This is a genomic window from Paraburkholderia heleia NBRC 101817 (assembly GCF_000739775.1).
GTDB classification, from domain to species: Bacteria; Pseudomonadota; Gammaproteobacteria; order Burkholderiales; family Burkholderiaceae; genus Paraburkholderia; species Paraburkholderia heleia.
This window is the reverse complement of sequence record NZ_BBJH01000004.1, coordinates 63251-81229: the sequence shown is the minus strand read 5'-3', so window position 1 is coordinate 81229 and position 17979 is coordinate 63251. Positions and strand designations below refer to the sequence as shown.

The 17979-nt window shown below is 66.2% G+C and carries 16 protein-coding genes and 1 tRNA gene; 1 reads left to right on the top strand and 16 read right to left on the bottom strand.

The window, feature by feature from the left end:
• Positions 1–132: 132 nt before the first annotated feature.
• From waaC to BHE01S_RS04155, 10 genes are all read right to left on the bottom strand, one after another.
• Positions 133–1140 carry a lipopolysaccharide heptosyltransferase I gene (waaC, locus tag BHE01S_RS04200; RefSeq protein WP_042260917.1) on the bottom strand — a complete coding sequence of 336 codons (1008 nt, stop codon included), beginning with the start codon at positions 1138–1140 and terminating at the stop codon, positions 133–135.
• A gap of 380 nt (positions 1141–1520) precedes the next feature.
• Positions 1521–1838: a YXWGXW repeat-containing protein gene (locus BHE01S_RS04195; protein WP_042261274.1), complete on the bottom strand. Its 318-nt coding sequence runs from the start codon at positions 1836–1838 to the stop codon at positions 1521–1523.
• A gap of 231 nt (positions 1839–2069) precedes the next feature.
• A complete protein-coding gene (gene minE / locus BHE01S_RS04190) occupies positions 2070–2324 on the bottom strand; it encodes a cell division topological specificity factor MinE (protein ID WP_028215841.1) in 255 nt (84 codons plus the stop codon).
• 14 nt (positions 2325–2338) lie between these two features.
• The gene (gene minD, locus BHE01S_RS04185; RefSeq protein ID WP_042260914.1) at positions 2339–3154 is read right to left on the bottom strand and encodes a septum site-determining protein MinD; all 816 of its coding nucleotides are present in this window, start codon (positions 3152–3154) and stop codon (positions 2339–2341) included.
• Between the two features lie 98 nt (positions 3155–3252).
• Positions 3253–4137: a septum site-determining protein MinC gene (minC, locus tag BHE01S_RS04180; RefSeq protein WP_042260913.1), complete on the bottom strand. Its 885-nt coding sequence runs from the start codon at positions 4135–4137 to the stop codon at positions 3253–3255.
• 170 nt (positions 4138–4307) lie between these two features.
• Positions 4308–4856: a GNAT family N-acetyltransferase gene (locus BHE01S_RS04175; protein WP_042260912.1), complete on the bottom strand. Its 549-nt coding sequence runs from the start codon at positions 4854–4856 to the stop codon at positions 4308–4310.
• A 142-nt stretch (positions 4857–4998) separates the two neighbouring features.
• On the bottom strand, positions 4999–5784 hold the full coding sequence (gene map, locus BHE01S_RS04170) for a type I methionyl aminopeptidase (RefSeq protein ID WP_042260911.1): 786 nt from the start codon (positions 5782–5784) through the stop codon (positions 4999–5001).
• A 280-nt stretch (positions 5785–6064) separates the two neighbouring features.
• Positions 6065–6155 (bottom strand) — tRNA-Ser (locus tag BHE01S_RS04165).
• A 173-nt stretch (positions 6156–6328) separates the two neighbouring features.
• Positions 6329–7621: a serine--tRNA ligase gene (gene serS / locus BHE01S_RS04160; protein WP_042260909.1), complete on the bottom strand. Its 1293-nt coding sequence runs from the start codon at positions 7619–7621 to the stop codon at positions 6329–6331.
• A 97-nt stretch (positions 7622–7718) separates the two neighbouring features.
• Positions 7719–9050, bottom strand: a complete 1332-nt coding sequence (locus tag BHE01S_RS04155) for a replication-associated recombination protein A (protein ID WP_042261272.1) — start codon at positions 9048–9050, stop codon at positions 7719–7721.
• 226 nt (positions 9051–9276) lie between these two features.
• On the opposite strand from BHE01S_RS04155, the gene cytX reads away from it, so the two are divergent.
• Positions 9277–10593, top strand: coding sequence for a putative hydroxymethylpyrimidine transporter CytX (gene cytX / locus BHE01S_RS04150; protein ID WP_042260907.1), 1317 nt, complete (start codon positions 9277–9279; stop codon positions 10591–10593).
• Positions 10594–10677: 84 nt separating this feature from the next.
• Here the strand turns inward: cytX and bioB are convergent, their stop codons facing one another.
• From bioB to BHE01S_RS04120, 6 genes are all read right to left on the bottom strand, one after another.
• On the bottom strand, positions 10678–11763 hold the full coding sequence (gene bioB / locus BHE01S_RS04145) for a biotin synthase BioB (RefSeq protein ID WP_042260905.1): 1086 nt from the start codon (positions 11761–11763) through the stop codon (positions 10678–10680).
• A 41-nt stretch (positions 11764–11804) separates the two neighbouring features.
• A complete protein-coding gene (bioD, locus tag BHE01S_RS04140) occupies positions 11805–12515 on the bottom strand; it encodes a dethiobiotin synthase (RefSeq protein WP_042260903.1) in 711 nt (236 codons plus the stop codon).
• Positions 12512–13732 (bottom strand): 8-amino-7-oxononanoate synthase, encoded by a 1221-nt coding sequence (bioF, locus tag BHE01S_RS04135; RefSeq protein WP_042260901.1) that lies wholly within the window; start codon positions 13730–13732, stop codon positions 12512–12514. The genes bioD and bioF overlap by 4 nt, the downstream gene beginning before the upstream one ends.
• Position 13733: 1 nt before the next feature.
• Positions 13734–15131 carry an adenosylmethionine--8-amino-7-oxononanoate transaminase gene (bioA, locus tag BHE01S_RS04130; RefSeq protein ID WP_084068549.1) on the bottom strand — a complete coding sequence of 466 codons (1398 nt, stop codon included), beginning with the start codon at positions 15129–15131 and terminating at the stop codon, positions 13734–13736.
• Positions 15132–15571: 440 nt separating this feature from the next.
• Entirely contained in the window at positions 15572–16963 is a 1392-nt protein-coding gene (locus BHE01S_RS04125) for a dienelactone hydrolase family protein (protein WP_042260899.1), read from the bottom strand.
• Between the two features lie 511 nt (positions 16964–17474).
• Entirely contained in the window at positions 17475–17939 is a 465-nt protein-coding gene (locus BHE01S_RS04120; RefSeq protein ID WP_042260897.1) for a YchJ family protein, read from the bottom strand.
• Positions 17940–17979: the final 40 nt, after the last annotated feature.

Below are 17979 nucleotides of genomic sequence, written 5' to 3'. Positions count from 1 at the left end.
TCAAAGCCTTTTGCGTGCGCTGTCAGACGCGCGCCGGCAATACAAGCGCGACACTTTTAACAAGCTCGTAATGGGAAACCGCGGGAAACCGCGGGAAAGCACGCCGCAAAGCGCGTGCCGGCGCGCGAAACCTCAAGCGGCGTGAATGCGCGATGACTGCGAAGACGCGCCGCCCCCGCGCGCCGGGTAGATGCGATCGACGGCATCGATCGCCACCTGCGCGGGCGGCACGTGATGACCGTCGCCAATCGAGATCGAGCGATTGGGCGCATGCACGCCGCTGTGCTCGGCGTCGGTCGAAACGAAGACCATCACGGTCGGCTTGACGAGCGCGTGCGAGAGATGCACGAAGCCCGTGTCGGTGCCGACCACGAGTGCACAATCCTCGATGCGCTGTGCGACCTGGGAAACCGTGAGCCGAGGCAGCACTGTCGCGCCCGGAACGAGCGCCGCGATCGCGCGCGCCGTAGCGTGCTCGTTGTCGGAACCCCAAGGCAGTTCGACGCGCAGGCCTCGCGCGATCAACGCATTGCCCAGTTCGCCCCAATGCGCGACCGGCCACTTCTTCTCGTCTTTCGAAGTCGCGTGAAAGAACAGCGCCGTGGGCGCGCCAGGCGCAGGCAGCGCGGTGCCGTCGCGCGGTACGCGCATCTGGAACTCGGGCGGCGTGTCGACCGTATAGCCGAGCGCCTCGCCGGCGCTGATGCGCAAGCCGTGCCACGCATTGCACTTCGGACGCGGCCCGAAACGGCCGTTGTATGCGAAGGCCGCGCCGCGCTCGCCGAGGTCCTGCGAGAGATAGCCGAAGCGGCGCCGCCCGCGCGCGAGAAACGCGATGATCGCGCTCTTGTACACACCGTGAATGTCGACGATAGCGTCGTAGCGGTACGCGCGCAGTTCCGAAATCGACGCCCAGATCGCCTTGAAGTCGCTCCAGCGGCGCGCCTTCTTGAAACGGCGCAGCGGCGCGCAGAGCACGCGGTCGACGCCGGCGTTCCAGCGCACGATATCGGCAAAGGCCTCGTCCGCGGCCCAATCGACCTTGACGCCGGGGAAGGCGCGCTGCACGTCGGCCACGACCGGGAGCGCCTCGACGATGTCGCCGAGCGAAGTCACTTTGACAATCAAAACTCGTTTCATTGTGCTGCGGACCACCGGGCCCGATATTCCAGTCTTCAAGGGATTTGCTGAGATTTTAGCGGACGAACCCTTGCATCGGCCGGCGAACGGGCGAGCCACGATGAGCGAAATCTGTCCCTTTGTTACAGGGTCCTCGTGCTGCATCGACAATGTATGCTGCAAAAGGCGCCGGGCCCGACACGCCAATACGCGTCGGGCCCGATCGGGACGATCCGTCGAGGGACAATAAAAGCGGTCAACGACTAGTAGACGACAACCGGTGCGGGTCTCACGTACACGGGCCGCGCCGGCACGACGATGCAACCCGCCAGCGTAAGCGCAAGCACGGCTGCCGCGAGCAGTTTTTTACTCATGCCAGGGCTCTCCTCAGGCTTGACAGATCAGGCAGCCCAATGGCCTTGAACCCAGCGCCAGTTCGGGCCGTGGGCAATCCAGTGGCCCGGCACCCAGTGATAGCCGACACGCTCGGCCTGCCAATGGCCCCGCACCCACACGTACTGGCCGTGGTCCCAACGCCAGTGGCCCTTGTCCCATACGTAGCCCGCACGCGGCGCCGGCACGACTTCCACGCGTTCGGCAGGCGGCGGCGCGCTCGGCTCGACCACGACGATTTCGGCAAGCGCCGGCGCCGCGACAGCGCAGGTGCCGGCGGCAACGATCGCAGCCTTGGCGATGAAGAGGCGAATGGCGTTGTTCATGTTGATCACCCTTGATTGTGGACGCCAGGATTGGCGTTACCCGATCAATGCGCGAGCAAGGCGATGCGCTGACAGCGGCGGTGTAACGGCACAGGGTGAAGTGAAACCGAATATTTCGGTAAGGCAGACGGCCGGGCCAAAGCGCGGCGCGCGGGAAAGGAAGACGCGCGGAGGAAAGCGAAGCAATACGACGGGCGACGCGCGCAGCGCAGCGGCTGCGCGCGTTGAAACTCAAGCCTGGGGAATCTCGATCTTGACCTCGAGCACTTCGAGATCGTCCTGACGTTCGAGGCTCACGCGAATGTCGTCATCGGAGATCTTCACGTACTTCGAGATCACCGCGACCAGTTCGCGTTGCAAGGCCGGCAGATAGTCGGCGGGCGGATGGCCGCCTGCGCGCTCGTGAGCAATGATGAGCTGCAGGCGTTCCTTCGCTACCGAGGCGGACTTCTTCTTCTCGCCGAGAAAAAACGAAAGAAACGACATGACGTTCGCCTCCCTTACTTGCTACCGAAGAGGCGCTGCAAGAGGCCCGGCTTCTGGTAATCGGTGAAGCGAAGCGACTTGTCCTCGCCGAGAAAGCGCGACACGACGTCCTTATACGACTCGGCGACGTCGGTGCCGTCCAGATGCACTGCCGGCAGACCCTGGTTCGATGCGTGCAGCACCGCTTCCGATTCGGGAATCACGCCGATCAGTTCGATGCGCAGGATCTCCTGAATGTCGTTCAGCGAGAGCATCTCGCCTTCGCTCACGCGCTTCGGGTTGTAGCGGGTGATGAGCAGGTGCTCCTTGATCGGGTCCTTGCCTTCGATCGCGCGCTTCGTCTTCGACGACAGCATGCCGAGGATACGGTCCGAGTCGCGCACGGAAGACACTTCCGGGTTCGTCACGATGAGCGCTTCGTCGGCGAAGTGCATGGCGAGCAGCGCGCCCGACTCGATGCCCGCGGGCGAATCGCACACGATGTACTCGAAGTCCATCTTGCGCAGGTCCTCGATCACCTTCTCCACACCTTCCTTCGTGAGCGCGTCTTTATCGCGCGTTTGCGAGGCCGGGAGAATGAAGAGGTTTTCGCACTTCTTGTCCTTGATGAGCGCCTGATTGAGGTTCGCCTCACCCTGGATCACGTTGATCAGGTCGTACACGACGCGGCGCTCGCAACCCATGATGAGGTCGAGATTGCGCAGGCCCACGTCGAAGTCGATGACCGCGGTCTTGTGGCCGCGCAACGCGAGGCCCGATGCGAAACTCGCGCTCGTGGTCGTCTTGCCGACACCACCTTTGCCCGAAGTCACCACAATGATTTTTGCCATTCCCTTACCTTGCGTTCGTCAGTTTCCCAATTTGGTCTCGTCCTGGTCTCGTGCCGCTCATGCCCCTGCCCGCCTGCGCACGACGCTCGAGCTGCGACTCAGGTGAGCCTCAACGGTTCGATCAACAGCTTTTCTTCCTCGAGCCGGATCTGGGCCGGCTTGCCCCGCACGTCGTCGGCGAGTGGAACTTCAGTGGTACGGTAGATGCCCGCAATCGAAATCAGTTCCGCCTCGAGGCTCGTGCAGAAAATGCGTGCGTCGTGGTTGCCGTGCACGCCCGCGAGCGCGCGGCCGCGCAACGGCGCGTAAATGTGGATGTTGCCCTCGGCGATCACTTCCGCGCCGTTGGAAACGAGGCCGAGCACGACCACGTCGCCCTTCGCGTAGATGCGCTGGCCCGAGCGCAACGGCCGGTCGATCACGAGCGTGGGTTCCGCGCGCGCGCCCGATGCGCCGGCGTCGAGCGTCGCCGCCGCGCTCACCGTTGCCGCTGCGCTCACCGTTGCCGCTGCGCTCGCGGCGGCGGCCGGGTCCGTTTCGGTGGCAAAGAGTTCGGGTTGCGCGGCGGCGGCGACGTGCGGCGCGGCGATAGCGCCGGCCGAAGCATTCGACAGCTCGCCGTCGCCTGCGCCATCTTCGACGGCCGGCTTCGCGCCTGCGCCGCGGCGGTCGCGTGCCTCGAGGAACGGCAGACCTGCCGCCGCGGCCCAGCCGTGTTGCCCGGGTTGTGCAACCACGCCGACCGGACGCATGCGCACGCTTTCGAGCAGGCGTGCGATGTCGCCGAGCGCGACCTGTTCGCCGTCGGCGAGACGCCGCACGTCTATCGCGACGGTGTCGTTTGCGAAGAATTCGGGCGTCGCCTCGAAGCGCCGCGTGAGCTCTGCGCGCATGGCATCGAGCTCGGTCGTCTTGACCACGAACAGTAGCGTATCGACTGAACCGCTCTTCAGTTCAAAATATGGCGATTTCCTGGGCGACATGGCGTTCGGCTAAAAATTTTGCGTATTTTACAGGCGCGGACGCACACGGCCATTATTTTTAATGGGGTGTTCAGCCAAATTCGCTGCCGGATACGGACAACCCGCGCATCAGCAAAAATCGCGCAAGAAAAGCGCGCGAAGCGCGAGCGCGGCCGCGCGAACGCCGGGCGTTATGACGAAGAAGCGGGCGAGGAAGCGGACTTCGTGTGCTCGCCGAGCGGCCGCATGAGCAGCGTTTCCCACTGCTCGGGCTGCTGCTGGCTGCGTGCATGGTCGCCGGTGGCCACGAAGCCGAGGCGCTCGTAGAAGCGCATGGCCGTGGTGTTCGTGTCGGTGATCCAGGCGTAGACCTGCGTGGCGCCTTCGCTCACGAGCCAGTCGATGGCGCTGTTCAGCAGCAATTCGCCGCCGCTCAGATGACGCACCGCAGGCGCGACCCACAGCGCCGAGACGAACGCGCGTCGCGCCGGCGCGCTTTCGAAGCTCGCGCCGATCAGACCGGCCGGATGGCCCTCGGTGTAGAGAATGAACGACGTGCCCGTGTGCGACACCGCGTGCCGCGACGCCGCGGCGTCGAAAACGGCGGCATCGGCAGATAGCGCGTCTTCGAGCGTGTCGCCGAATGCATAAGGCGCGTCGCGCAGCGAAGCGGTTCGAAGCTCGCGGAGCACGGCACCCTGATCGGCGGCGATACGGCGAACGGTCAGTGACGGACTCATGCAGTCGTAAACCCCAATAAAGCGCTAACGCGTAGCTTTAACCGAACTGGCTTGAGAGTCAAATCCTTATTTGACAATTGCCGGCATGCGACGCCTTGCGCGCGCGCCTTGACAGACGGCCCCAGAGGCCGCACAGGCACGCTCATGGGGCCTCGTAGGCGCCTGTGCCGTCCGGCCAGGGCGTGAGGAGTTCGTAGCCGTCGTCGGTGACCGCGACCATGTGTTCCCACTGCGCCGAGAGCGAGCGGTCCCGGGTGACGACCGTCCAGCCGTCGCGCTGCACGGTGGTGCCGGCGCGGCCCGCGTTGACCATCGGCTCGATCGTGAAGACCATGCCCGGCTTCAGGCGCACGCCCTGCCCCGGCTGGCCGTAGTGCAGCACCTGCGGTTCCTCGTGGTAGACCTTGCCGATGCCGTGGCCGCAGTACTCGCGCACGATCGAGAAACCGTCCGCCTGCGCGCGCCTCTGGATGGCGTTGCCGACGTCGCCGAGCGTCGCGCCCGGCTTCACCTGGCGGATGCCCGCGAGCATCGCCTCGTAGGTCGTGTCGATCAGCTGGCGGCCCACGGTGCTCGGCGTACCGACGCAGTACATGCGGCTCGTGTCCCCGAAATAGCCGTCCTTGATCACAGCCACGTCGATGTTGATGATGTCGCCGTCCTTGAGCACCTCGCCGCGATCCGGAATGCCGTGGCAAACCACGGAATTGACCGACGTGCAGATCGTCTTCGGAAAGCCGAGGTAGCCGACATTGGCCGGCACGGCCTTGAGCGTGTTGACGATGTAGTCGTTGCAGATCGCGTCGAGGTCGTCGGTGGAGACGCCCGGCTTCACGTGCTCGCCGATCATCGCGAGCACGTCGGCGGCGAGCCGGCCCGATATGCGCAGGCGGGCGAGATCGTCGGCAGACTTGTAGGTGATAGGCATCGATGGACCGAAGTGGGCGCGGCGGCGGGAGAGAACCTGCGCCGCGAATTGAAAGGAGCGATTGTACCGGCGCTGCGGCGCCGATAGCGCGGCAACCCGCATCAACTCGTGTCATTCCGGTGACGCCGGACGCGGAGTTTTCAGATGTCTCCGCTTGTTCGAGCACACGCGGCCGTCAAGAATGATCTTACATCGCCGGCGATTCCGGCATACACGCCGGAACACGGGCAGAAAAGCAAAAACCCCTGCAGCGATCAGGCATGCAGGGGTTTTCTGAATCTGGCGGAGAGGGTGGGATTCGAACCCACGGTACGGGGAAACCGTACGCCTGATTTCGAGTCAGGTACATTCGACCACTCTGCCACCTCTCCGGGGCGCTGCTTTTTTACTGCTTCCCCAGCGTTGGTCGGCAACCGGAGAAGCGAAGATTATAGAACATGTTTTGAATTTTGCAAGCCCTCATTGGGAAAAATTTCGAGAGCAAGGAATTCACCTACCTGTTCTGTGCGCGGGCTGTGCGCGCTGTGCGCGGGGGCCGCGCGCCTCAGGCGCCAGCTTCGAGACGCGCCACGCCGCCCATATACTGCCGCAGCACTTCCGGCACGGTGACCGAGCCATCCGCTTCCTGATAGTTCTCCAGCACGGCAACGAGCGTGCGGCCCACGGCGAGACCCGAGCCGTTGAGCGTGTGGACGAGTTCCGGCTTGCCCTGCGCGCTGCGGTAGCGGGCCTGCATGCGTCGCGCCTGGAACGCTTCCGTGTTCGAGCAGCTCGAAATCTCGCGATAGGTGTTCTGCGCGGGCAGCCACACTTCGAGGTCATAGGTCTTGGCCGCCGAGAAGCCCATGTCGCCCGTGCAAAGCGTGATGACGCGATACGGCAGGCCGAGCTTCTGCAGGATGGTTTCGGCGTGGACGACCATCTGCTCGAGTGCGTCGTACGACGTCTCGGGCGCAACGATCTGCACCATCTCGACTTTGTCGAACTGGTGCTGACGGATCATGCCGCGCGTGTCGCGGCCATAGGAACCGGCTTCCGAACGGAAGCACGGCGAGTGCGCCGTGAGCTTGATCGGCAGCGCGCTGCCTTCCACGATGCTCTCGCGCACCGTGTTCGTGAGCGAGATTTCCGAAGTCGAAATGAGGTACTGCGTGACCGTGTTCTCGCCGCCGCCCTTTTCCACGCGGAACATGTCGTCGGCGAACTTGGGCAGTTGGCCCGTGCCGTACAGGATTTCCGGGTTGACGATGTAGGGCGTGTACGCTTCCGTGTAGCCGTGGTGGAGCGTGTGCGTGTCGATCATGAACTGCGCGAGCGCGCGGTGCAGACGCGCGATCTGGCCGCGCAGCATCGTGAAGCGCGCGCCAGAGAGCTTCGCGCCCGTCTCGAAGTCCAGACCCAGCGGCGTGCCGACGTCCACGTGATCCTTCACCTCGAAGGCGAACGCGCGCGGCGTGCCCCAGCGGCGCACTTCCACGTTGTCGGTCTCGTCCTTGCCCGCAGGCACGCTTTCGTGCGGCAGGTTCGGCACGCCGAGCAGCAGGTCCGAAAGCCTCGCCTGGATCTCGTCGAGCCTGGCGGCCGACGTCTTCATCTCGTCGCCGATGCCGCCCACTTCGGCCATGACCGCCGAGGTGTCCTCGCCGCGGCCTTTCATCGCGCCGATCTGCTTCGACAGGCTGTTGCGGCGCGCCTGGAACTCTTCGGTGCGGGTCTGGATGGCGCGGCGTTCCGCTTCGAGCGCGGCAAAAGCCGCGACGTCGAGGGTATAGCCGCGATCGGCGAGGCGCTTCGCGACGCCGTCGAGGTCTTTGCGCAGCAGCTGGATGTCGAGCATGGGATTGTGAGACGCAGTGTCGTTGTGTGAAGGGACGATTTTAGCGCACCGGCCGGCGCATCCCGGCGCAGCGGGCCGCGCCGTTGTTCGAGGCAGCTCAGCCCTTGCGCTTCCTGTCGCGGAGTTCATCGCGGTGTTCTTCGCGCCATTGCGCGTCGAGCTCGGCCAGACGCGCGAGCTTTTCGCCGATCTTGCCCTCCAGCCCGCGCGGCGTGGGCTGATACCAGCGCGGTTCGCGCATGCCGTCAGGCAGATAGGTCTCGCCGGCCGCGTAGGCGTCGGGTTCGTCATGCGCGTAGCGGTATTCGTGGCCGTAGCCCAGCTCTTTCATGAGCTTGGTCGGCGCGTTGCGCAGATGGATGGGCACCGCGCGCGACTGATCCTTGCTCACGAAGCGCCGCGCCTCGTTATAGGCGGTGTAGCCCGCGTTCGATTTCGGCGCGACGGCCAGATAGATCACGGCCTGCGCGAGCGCGAGTTCGCCTTCGGGTGAGCCGAGGCGCTCGTAGGTCTCGGCGGCGTCGAGCGTGATGCGCCCGGCGCGCGGATCGGCGAGGCCGATGTCCTCCCACGCCATGCGCACGATGCGCCGCGCGAGATAACGCGGGTCCGCGCCGCCGTCGAGCATGCGGCAGAACCAGTAGAGCGCGCCGTCCGGGTTGCTGCCGCGCACCGACTTGTGCAGCGCGCTGATCTGGTCGTAAAACGCGTCGCCGCCTTTGTCGAAGCGGCGCAGGTTTTCGGCGAGCGCGCTGCCGAGCAGTTCGCCGTCGATCCCGGTCTTCTTTTGCTGGGCAGCCGCGCGCGCGACGATTTCGAGATTGTTCAGGAGCTTGCGCCCGTCGCCGTCGGCGGAACCGATCAACGCCTTCTTTGCTTCGTCCGTGAAGGTCAGGCCGCCCAGTTCCTCGCTCGCGCGCTCGAGCAGTTCGCCCTGCTCTTCCTCGTCGAGGCTCTTGAGCACATACACGGCGGCCCGGGAAAGCAATGCGCTGTTCACCTCGAACGACGGGTTTTCCGTCGTCGCGCCGATGAACACGAAGAGGCCCGACTCCACATGCGGCAGGAAGGCGTCTTGCTGGCTCTTGTTGAAGCGATGGACCTCGTCGACGAATACGAGCGTCTGATGGCCATGCGCACGATGCAGCTGCGCCTGCTCCACGGCCTCGCGGATGTCCTTTACGCCCGAGAGCACCGCCGAGAGCGCGATGAATTCGGCGTGGAAGGCATCGGCCATGAGGCGCGCGAGCGTGGTCTTGCCCACGCCCGGCGGCCCCCAGAGGATCATCGAATGCGCTTCGCCGGATTCGAATGCGACGCGCAGCGGCTTGTTGGGCCCGAGCAGATGCTTCTGGCCGATGACCTCGTCGATGGAGCGCGGGCGCAGCCGTTCGGCGAGCGGGACGTTGGCACGGGTTTCTTCAAACATGACGTTTTCGCGATAATGACGGCTTTCCGGCTGGCCGCGTGTGTGTTGCACATTCGGCGGCAGATTCGGGGACACAGCGCCCCACACCACAAAACGGCCCGTCGCACCGGATGCAATCGTGCATTATGACAGCGAGCGCCGCGGCGCGAAGCGCGGGCAGAGCCGCTCGAGCCGGCGCCCCCGGATGAAACAGACAAAACAGACGATACAGAGGAAAGCGTTCCACATGACTCAAGATTCGCACGCCGGCGAAGCCGGCTCCACCTACGCGCCGAACGTGCCCGTGCCCGACGCGCGCCGCCAGTTCCGCACCGGCGACGCCTTCGCGCTGTGGTTTTCGCTCGGCATCGGCCTGCTCGTCGCGCAGGCGGGCGCGCTGCTCGTGCCGGGCCTCTCGCTGCCCCATGCACTGATGGCCATCGTCGTCGGCAGCGTGATCGGCGTCGTGCTGCTCGCGCTCGCGGGCGTGATCGGCACGGACACGGGCCTCGCCGCGATGGCGTCGCTGCGCCCGACGCTCGGCGTGCGCGGCGTGTCGGTGCCGGCCGTCATCAACATGGTGCAGCTCGTGGGCTGGGGCTCGTTCGAGATCATCGTCATGCGCGATTCCGCCGATGCGCTCGCCAAGCAAGCCTTCGGCCTGTCGATGCCGCTCGTCTGGACCCTGATCTTCGGCGTGCTCGCCACGCTGCTCGCCATCAGCGGCCCGCTCTCGTTCGTGCGGCGTTTCCTGCGCACGTGGGGCATCTGGCTGCTGCTCGCGGGCGCGGCCTGGCTCACGTGGAGCCTGCTCGTGAAGCAGGACCTGGGCGCGCTGATGCGCCGCCCCGGTACGGGCGAGATGCCGTTTGGCAGCGCCATCGACCTCGTCGTGGCGATGCCGCTCTCGTGGCTGCCGCTCATCGCCGACTACACGCGTTTCGGCCGCAAAGCGGGCGAAACCTTCCGCGGCACGCTGTTCGGCTATGGCATCGCGAACCTGTGGTTCTATGCGCTCGGCGCCGTCTACGGCCTCGCCGCGGGCGGCGGCGACGCGCTCCTCACCACGGCGCTCGCGCAGGCCGGCGGCGGCCTCGCGCTGCTGCTCGTGCTGATCGACGAAATCGACAACGCCTTCGCCGACATCCACTCGGCCGCGGTCTCGACCGGCACGTTCTGGACGCGCGCCAGCGTGCCCTGGCTCTCGGCGGCGTTCGGCGCGCTGTGCACGCTGATCGGCCTCGTCGTGCCGATGGCGAAGTACCAGAATTTCCTGCTCTTCATCGGCTCGGTGTTCGCGCCGCTCTTTGGCGTGGTGCTCGCCGATCACTTCATCGTGCGCCGCCGCCGCATCGACGCGCAGGCGCTCGCCGATCTGAACGGCGCCTATGGCTATTCGGGCGGCTGGCACGTGAGCGCCTTCGCCGCGTGGGTGGTCGGTTTCGGCGCGTATCAGGCGCTCAACCAGTGGCTGCCGAACCTCGGCGCTACGCTGCCTTCGCTCGTGATCGGCGCGCTGTGCTATCTCGCGCTCACTGGGCGCCGACGCGCGGCTTACGCGTAACCTGCCGCGCCGCCTCCGTTTGGAGAATAAAAAAACGCCAGGCCTGGCAGCCTGGCGTTTTTGCTTTCGGCGACGGGCGAAACGTCACTCGCAGTGGCCGCAGCCGCCGTGCGAATGCCCGTGATGTCCGTGATGCGCATGGTCGTCGGTCGGCAGATGCTGCGCGGCCTGCGCCGTGATGCCCAAACGTTGCAGCAGCTCGCGGTCGGCTTGCGCCTGCGGATTGCTCGTGGTGAGCAACTGGTCGCCGTAGAAGATCGAGTTCGCGCCCGCCATGAAACACAGCGCCTGGAGCGCGTCGTCCATCTGCTCACGGCCAGCCGAGAGGCGCACCATCGCCTTGGGCATCGTGATGCGCGCCACCGCGATCGTGCGCACGAATTCGAACGGGTCGATCGGCTCCGTGCCTTCGAGCGGCGTGCCCGAGACCTGCACGAGATTGTTGATGGGCACCGATTCCGGATACGGCTCCATGTTCGCGAGCTGGGCGATGAGGCCCGCGCGCTCGCGGCGCGACTCGCCCATGCCGACGATGCCGCCGCAGCACACGTTGATGCCCGAGTCGCGCACGCGTTCGAGCGTCTCGAGGCGGTCCTCGTAAGTGCGCGTCGAAATGATCTTGCCGTAGAACTCCGGCGACGTATCGAGATTGTGGTTGTAGTAGTCGAGGCCCGCTTCGGCCAGCGCCTTCGCCTGGTGGTCTTCGAGCATGCCGAGCGTCACGCAGGTTTCCAGACCCATCGCCTTCACGCCGCGGATCATGTCCTTGATCGGCTCGAGGTGGCGATCCTTAGGGTTGCGCCACGCCGCGCCCATGCAGAAGCGCGTCGCGCCGTTGGCCTTGGCCGCGCGCGCCGCGTCCAGCACGGCGTCGACTTCCATCAGCTTGCCGGCTTCCAGTTCCGTGTCGTGATGCGCCGATTGCGGGCAGTACGCGCAGTCTTCCTCGCAGCCGCCGGTCTTGATCGAGAGGAGCGTGGAAAGCTGCACGGCGTTCGCGTCGAAATGCTCGCGATGCACCTGCTGCGCGCGGAACATCAGGTCGTTGAACGGCAACGCGTAGAGCGCCGCGACGTCGGCGACTTTCCAGCGGGCGGCGGATTCGGCTGCGGCCTGGGCGCTCGGCGCGGTGGCCTTCAGCGAGGTAAGGTCGATGTGGGTTTGCGTCATGGTGTCCTGATCCTTCTTTACGTGACTGTGCTTGACTGGCGTTAGGCTTCGGTGCGCAGGCGCGCGAGCAACGCGTCGATGTTCAGATGTCCGGCTGCGTCGTCGGCACTCGCACCGCGCATATGCGGCACGACGCCGACGAGCGGCGCGCCGTACTGGGCGGCGAGACGCTCGCGCAGCGCGGCGATGTTGTCTTCGGGGAACGTCATGGCCGGATCGATACGGTTCGCGACCCAGCCCGCGAGCGTCAAGCCGCGCGCGGCAATCGCTTCGGCAGTGAGCAGGGCATGGCTGATGCAGCCGAGGCGCATGCCCACCACGAGCACCACGGGCAGACCGAGCGCGACGGCGAGATCGGCGGTATCGACGGTTGCCGTGAGGGGCACGCGAAAACCACCCACGCCTTCCACGACGACGGCATCCGCGCGCTCGCACGCCGCCTCGTAGCAATCGACGATGCGCGCCATATCGAGCGTCACGCCTTCGAGCGCAGCGGCAATGTGCGGCGCGGCGGGCTCCTTGAGCAGAAACGGCGTGCGCATCTCAGGCGGCAGCAGCACGCTCGCGGCGGCGTCGAGCTGATCGGCGTCCTCGTTGTGCCACACGCCGTCGCGCTCGTACGCGCCCGCGGCGACCGGCTTGAGCGCCGTGGCGCGCAGCCCCGCGTGGGCGAAGCCGCGCAGCAGCGCCGCGCTCACGAAGGTCTTGCCGATTTCGGTATCGGTACCGGTGACGAAAAGCGAAACCGTCATTGCGCGCACTCCTGCGCGTTTGTCCGTGCCTCGAGACTCGCGCGCTGCAGCGATGCGTTCAGCCGGTCGAGATCGGCGTCCGAATGCGCAGCCGAGAGCGATATGCGCAGGCGCGACGTGCCCTCCGGCACGGTGGGCGGACGAATGGCCGGCACCCACAGGCCGTCGCGCTCCAGCGCGGTCTGCAGCGCGAGCGTCGCCTCGTTCGCGCCGATGACGAGCGGCTGCACGGCGGTATGCGAGTCGACGGGTTGCCAGCAGGTTCGCCCGAGCAGCGCACGCGTGCGCGCGATCAGATGCTTCAGATGCGCGCGGCGCGCATCGCCCTCCTCGCCTTCGATCAACCGCAGGCTCGCGGACACCGCGTGCGCCACCGCCGGTGACGAAGCCGTGGTGAAGATGTACGGCCGCGCACGCTGCACGAGCCACTCGATCACGGTGCCATGCGCGCAAATGAACGCGCCCGACACGCCCGCCGCCTTGCCGAGCGTGCCGACCATCACGAGATGTTCCGAGCGCAGCGCGGCTTGCGCGAGCGCGCCGCGGCCCTGTGGCCCAAGCACGCCGAAACCGTGCGCATCGTCGACCACGAGCCACGCGCCATGCTGTTCGGCGAGTTCGACGAGACGCGCGAGCGGCGCGACGTCGCCGTCCATGCTGAACACGGTGTCGCTCACGATCAGTTTTGCGCTCGCGTCGGAGGCTTCGAGCAACGCGGCGAGCGCCGTCATGTCGGCATGCGGATAGATCTGGATGTCGGCGCGCGAGAGCCGTGCGCCGTCGATCAGCGAGGCGTGGTTGAGCGAGTCGGAAAAGATCGTCGTGCCGCGCCCCGCGAGCGCGGTGAGCACGGCCAGGTTCGCCATGTAGCCGGTACTGAAGTACAGCGCGCGCGGCGCAGCGACGAAGGTGCCCGCGAATGCCGCGAGATCGTCTTCGAGTTGCGCATGCGCGCGCGAGTGGCCGCCGAGCAGATGCGAGCCGCCGCTGCCCGCGCCGTAACGCTGCGCGCCTTCGGCGATGGCCGCCACCAGTTGCGGGTGCGCGGCGAGACCGAGATAGTCGTTGCTCGCAAAGCCGATGGTCGCGCGGCCGTCCACCTGCATGTGGGCGCTGCACGGCGTGTCGGCGGTGCGGCGGCTGCGGCGCAGGCCGCGCGCGTCGATGTCGCGCAAGCTCCGATCGAGGGTATCGAGCAACAGGCTGGGATGCGCCATATCAGAGGTCCTCCGCGACGGTGGCGTCGAAAGTCTCGCGCGTGCGCGCTGCGAGGAACGCCTGCATTTCGTTGTCCAGAATATATGGCGGCATGACGTAGACCGTCGTGCCGATCGGGCGCAGCAGCAGTTCGCGCTGCAGTGCGTTTTCGAAGAAGCGTCGCGAGAACGTCGCCGCGCGCTGCGGGTCCGCGAGCGCAACGTCGAACGCGAGTATCGTGCCGCACTGGCGCAGGTTGCGCACGAGCGGATGCACCGCGAACGGCTCGAACCATTCGCGCAGTTGCGCCGATTTGCGTACGTTCGCAGCCAGCACGTCATCGCGCTCGAACAGGTCGAGCGTGGCGAGCGCGGCCCGGCACGCGAGCGGATTGCCCGTGTACGAATGCGAATGGAGGAAACCGCGCGTCGTGTCGTCGTCGTAAAACGACTCGTAGATGGCATCGCGCGAAAGCACGATCGATAGCGGCAGATAACCGCCGCTGATGCCCTTCGAAAGCGTGAGCAGATCGGGCCAGATGCCCGCCTGCTCGCATGCGAAGAACGTGCCGGTGCGCCCGCAGCCCACAGCGATTTCATCGGCGATCAGGTGCACGCGATGACGGTCGCACAGCGCGCGCAGGCCCTTGAGATACGCAGGATCGTGCATCGCCATGCCGGCTGCGCACTGCACGAGCGGCTCGACGATCAGCGCGGCGATACGCCCCTCGCGCTCGACGAAAAGACGTTCGACATCGGCCAGTGCGCGGGCCGCGACATGTGCAGCCGTTTCGCCGGGTTGCGCCGCGCGTGCGTCGGGTGAAGCGCCCACATGCGCGTGATGCAGCAGCGGATCGTAAGCATCCCTGAAGAGCTTCACATCGGTCACGCCGAGCGCGCCGATGGTTTCGCCGTGATAGCTGTTGGCGAGGCAGACGAATTCGCGTTTGCCGCTCTCGCCGCGGTTGCGCCACGAATGAAAGCTCATCTTGAGCGCGATTTCGACGGCCGACGCGCCATCGGAGGCGAAGAACGCGTGGCCGAGCATGCCTCCCGTGCGCGCCGACAGCCGCTCGGCGAGTTCCACGGCGGGCTCGTGCGTGCAGCCCGCGAGCATGACGTGCTCGAGCGTGTCGAGCTGCGCCTTGAGCGCGGCATTGATTGAGGCATTGGCGTGGCCGAAGAGATTCACCCACCACGAACTGATCGCGTCCAGATAGCGGCCGCCCTCGCGGTCGTGCAGCCACGGGCCTTCTGCGCGCGCGACGGCTACGAGCGGCAGGCGCTCGTGATGTTTCATCTGGGTGCAGGGGTGCCACACGGCACGCAGGCTGCGAGCGACCCAGTCGGTTGCGGCGCGATCTTCGCGGGCAAGGTGCGCAGGGTGTGCGGGTTGTGCAGGGTGCGATAGCGAATTCAAATACGACTCCCGATACGACAGCGGGACCGAGATTAACGTGTTAGCTGCCGCAATGCACTACCCCGAAATTCGCCCTCCAACCCACGGCAGCGCGATGTTTCGAGCGGTTCGGGACAACTGCGCACCGATGAAAAAGAAAGACCGGAAATGCGCGGAATTGACGACGGCAAAGTGAACCCGCCTTATGCAAAAAATCTGCGCGGCGGTGCGAATTTGCATAACGCGGGAGGGCGCGGCGGGTATTTTTGGCGACGCGTGGCGAGCGCGCCGGCGCGAAAGTCAGCCGACAGGAGGCGGCACAACGGGTGGCATGCGAGGAAATGGCCGGCGCGGTTAGAAAGGCAAACTGCCCGCGCAAACGCAAAGCGGCCCGCTTTGGGGCCGCAAGCATTCAGGATGCGATGGAGAGTCCGCGCCCGGCCGCGGCCGGGCAACGCGCCTTACCGGCTCGCCAGCGGGTGGTCGCCGTCGTCGTTGTTGTCTGCAGTCGCGCGCGTCGGGTCGCTGTCGCCGGTCTGGGCGGTCTGCGTGCCGCCGTTGTTCCAGACTACCGTGTTGTTGACGGCATAGAGCCGGCAAGGATCGGCGCTGTGCTTTTCACAGTTCGAGATCGCCACGGCCATCGGATTGTCGCCGCCCTCGGCCCACGACCACGCGCCCGAGTCGGACACCGCGAAGGCCCGGCTCGGATACTGCTTGAGAAAGTTGCGATAACCGTCGCGGCCCGCCTGATCGACGTAAGGCACCGCGCCGACCGAGTCGATCTGCGCGAAGCCGGTGCCGCGCGGCGCGGCCGGCGTGGCCACGCGGTATTGCACCGCCGTCGGCAGGCCGCGGTTGGCGAGGAACGCCTCGACCGTGGGCCACCAGATCTTCACGCCGTCGCGATCGCCCACGAGGCGGTGCGCGTCGTTCTTGTAGGCGCCGAAGTCCACGAGCTTCGCCATCGCGGCCGGGCGGTTCTCACCCGTTTGCGCGTCGTGGTAAGCGGCGAACATCTTCGTGACGAGATCGGGCGACCACACCGAGTCGTTGTCGCCGTAGAGCCAGAGCGAGGCGACGCGGGCCTTGCCGCCGTAGTCGCCGAACGCCTGGGTCAGGTTGCTCTGCCAGCCCGTGCAGGCGTCCTGGCGCAGGCCGCCCGAAAAGTTGATGAGTGCGCGCACGCCACTGGCCGCCTCGGTCCCATAGGCCATGGTGGCCAGGCCGCCGTGCGAGGTGCCCGCGACAATGATCTGGCTCGCGTCGACATAGGGCTGCTTCGACATGTACGCGATGGTCGAAGCGACATCGGCCGCCTGGCCGAGGCCGTTGCTCGCGACATCGCAGCCGTCCTGCTGATACGAGCCGCCCGAATCCGCGAAGCCCTGGCGGTTCGGCGCGACGACGACGTAGCCGCGGCGCACGAATTCGCGCGCGAACGAAAGCGGGTCGCTGCGCGACTGGAGGCGCGGGTCGCCGGGAATCTTGCCGTGATTGAAGATCACCATTGGGAACGGGCCGGGGCCGTTCGGGCGGTAAATCGTGGTTTCGAGCGTGACGTCGCCCGATGCATCGACGGGAACGCGGATCACCTGCTCATTCATGCTGGCGGGCACAACGGGCAGATACGCGTCGTCGAGCGCAATGCGCGGCACGTTGGCGTTGCCGAGGGGACCGCCTGCGAGGCCGGATTGGGAAGCGTTGGCGGAATGCGTGACCGCGGCGTTGGCGGCGAGCTGCGGGTTCGCACTCGCACTTGCCGGATCGGCAAGCGACGCAGCGTGAGCAACCGAAAGCACACACGCGGTGCCGGCTACGACCCATCCGGTAAGGAGCTTCCTGAACGCCATGCGCTACACCACCTGCAAAGGACCTGCTGCTGTGAATCCGCCAACCGTCCGACCTTGCCCCGTACTTGCCCCGTTCAGGGCACAACGGGACACCATGGCGCCTGGCCGCGAGGGCGGGAGCGAAGGCACGACCCGTAACGGGGATTTACATCGATCGGAGCACCTGCGCGGCGCAGTTCTATCGTCGATCAGACCCGCCGCCAGCACCCGTCTGCCATCGATACATGCACGTGCGAAAAAGCTTTCTCACTATGCACTTACGTATCGCGCCGGACGCTGTGAATAGATACTCGCACGACAAATATTTGTTGTGCAATTCAGGGGTAACCCGGCATAAGGCATGCCAACGGCCCGAAGTCCCGCGAGGCACGGCGTCCGGTTCGCAGCGAGCATGCGAGCTTTTAAAGGGGCCGGTGGGAGCGTCGCGCGCGGACAACAGCCGCGCGATGGCTGATTATTCAGTAAGCGCTTGTTTGCAAAGGCGTTATTTCCGCCGGCAGCCAGCGATTCATTAGCCAGACGAAACGTCGCCGTCAACATAACGCCAGCGGCCGTCGCCGCCTCGCGTGAAGCGGCTTGTTTCGTGCAGCCGGTACGCGCGGCCGCCAGTTTTGTAGCGCGCGACAAATTCGACGATCGCGTGCGCGTCGTCGCGTTGTTCGTGGCGCTTCACGGCAAGACCCAGCCAGCGCGGGGCGCCCTCGGCCGCGGAGTCGACGTCGAGATCGGCGGGACAGGTTTCGGGCGCCCATGTCGAGCGCAGATACGCCTCTTCGCCCAGCACGTAGGCGGTGTAGCGCGAGCGCATCAGTTCGAGCGCCGTGGCGGGGATCGCCGCGCCGTCGATGAAGCGGCCACAGCATTGCGCGTAGCGCGGCGCCCCGACCGGCGCCTTCTGGCTGGGCGCGGCGCCGCCGCAGGGACACTCGGCGGGCCGGGTGGCGGGCGGGACAACGCGCGCGGGTTCGGCGTTCATGGGTCAGGGCTCCGTTGCGAGAGGCCGCAAGCGTAGCGCA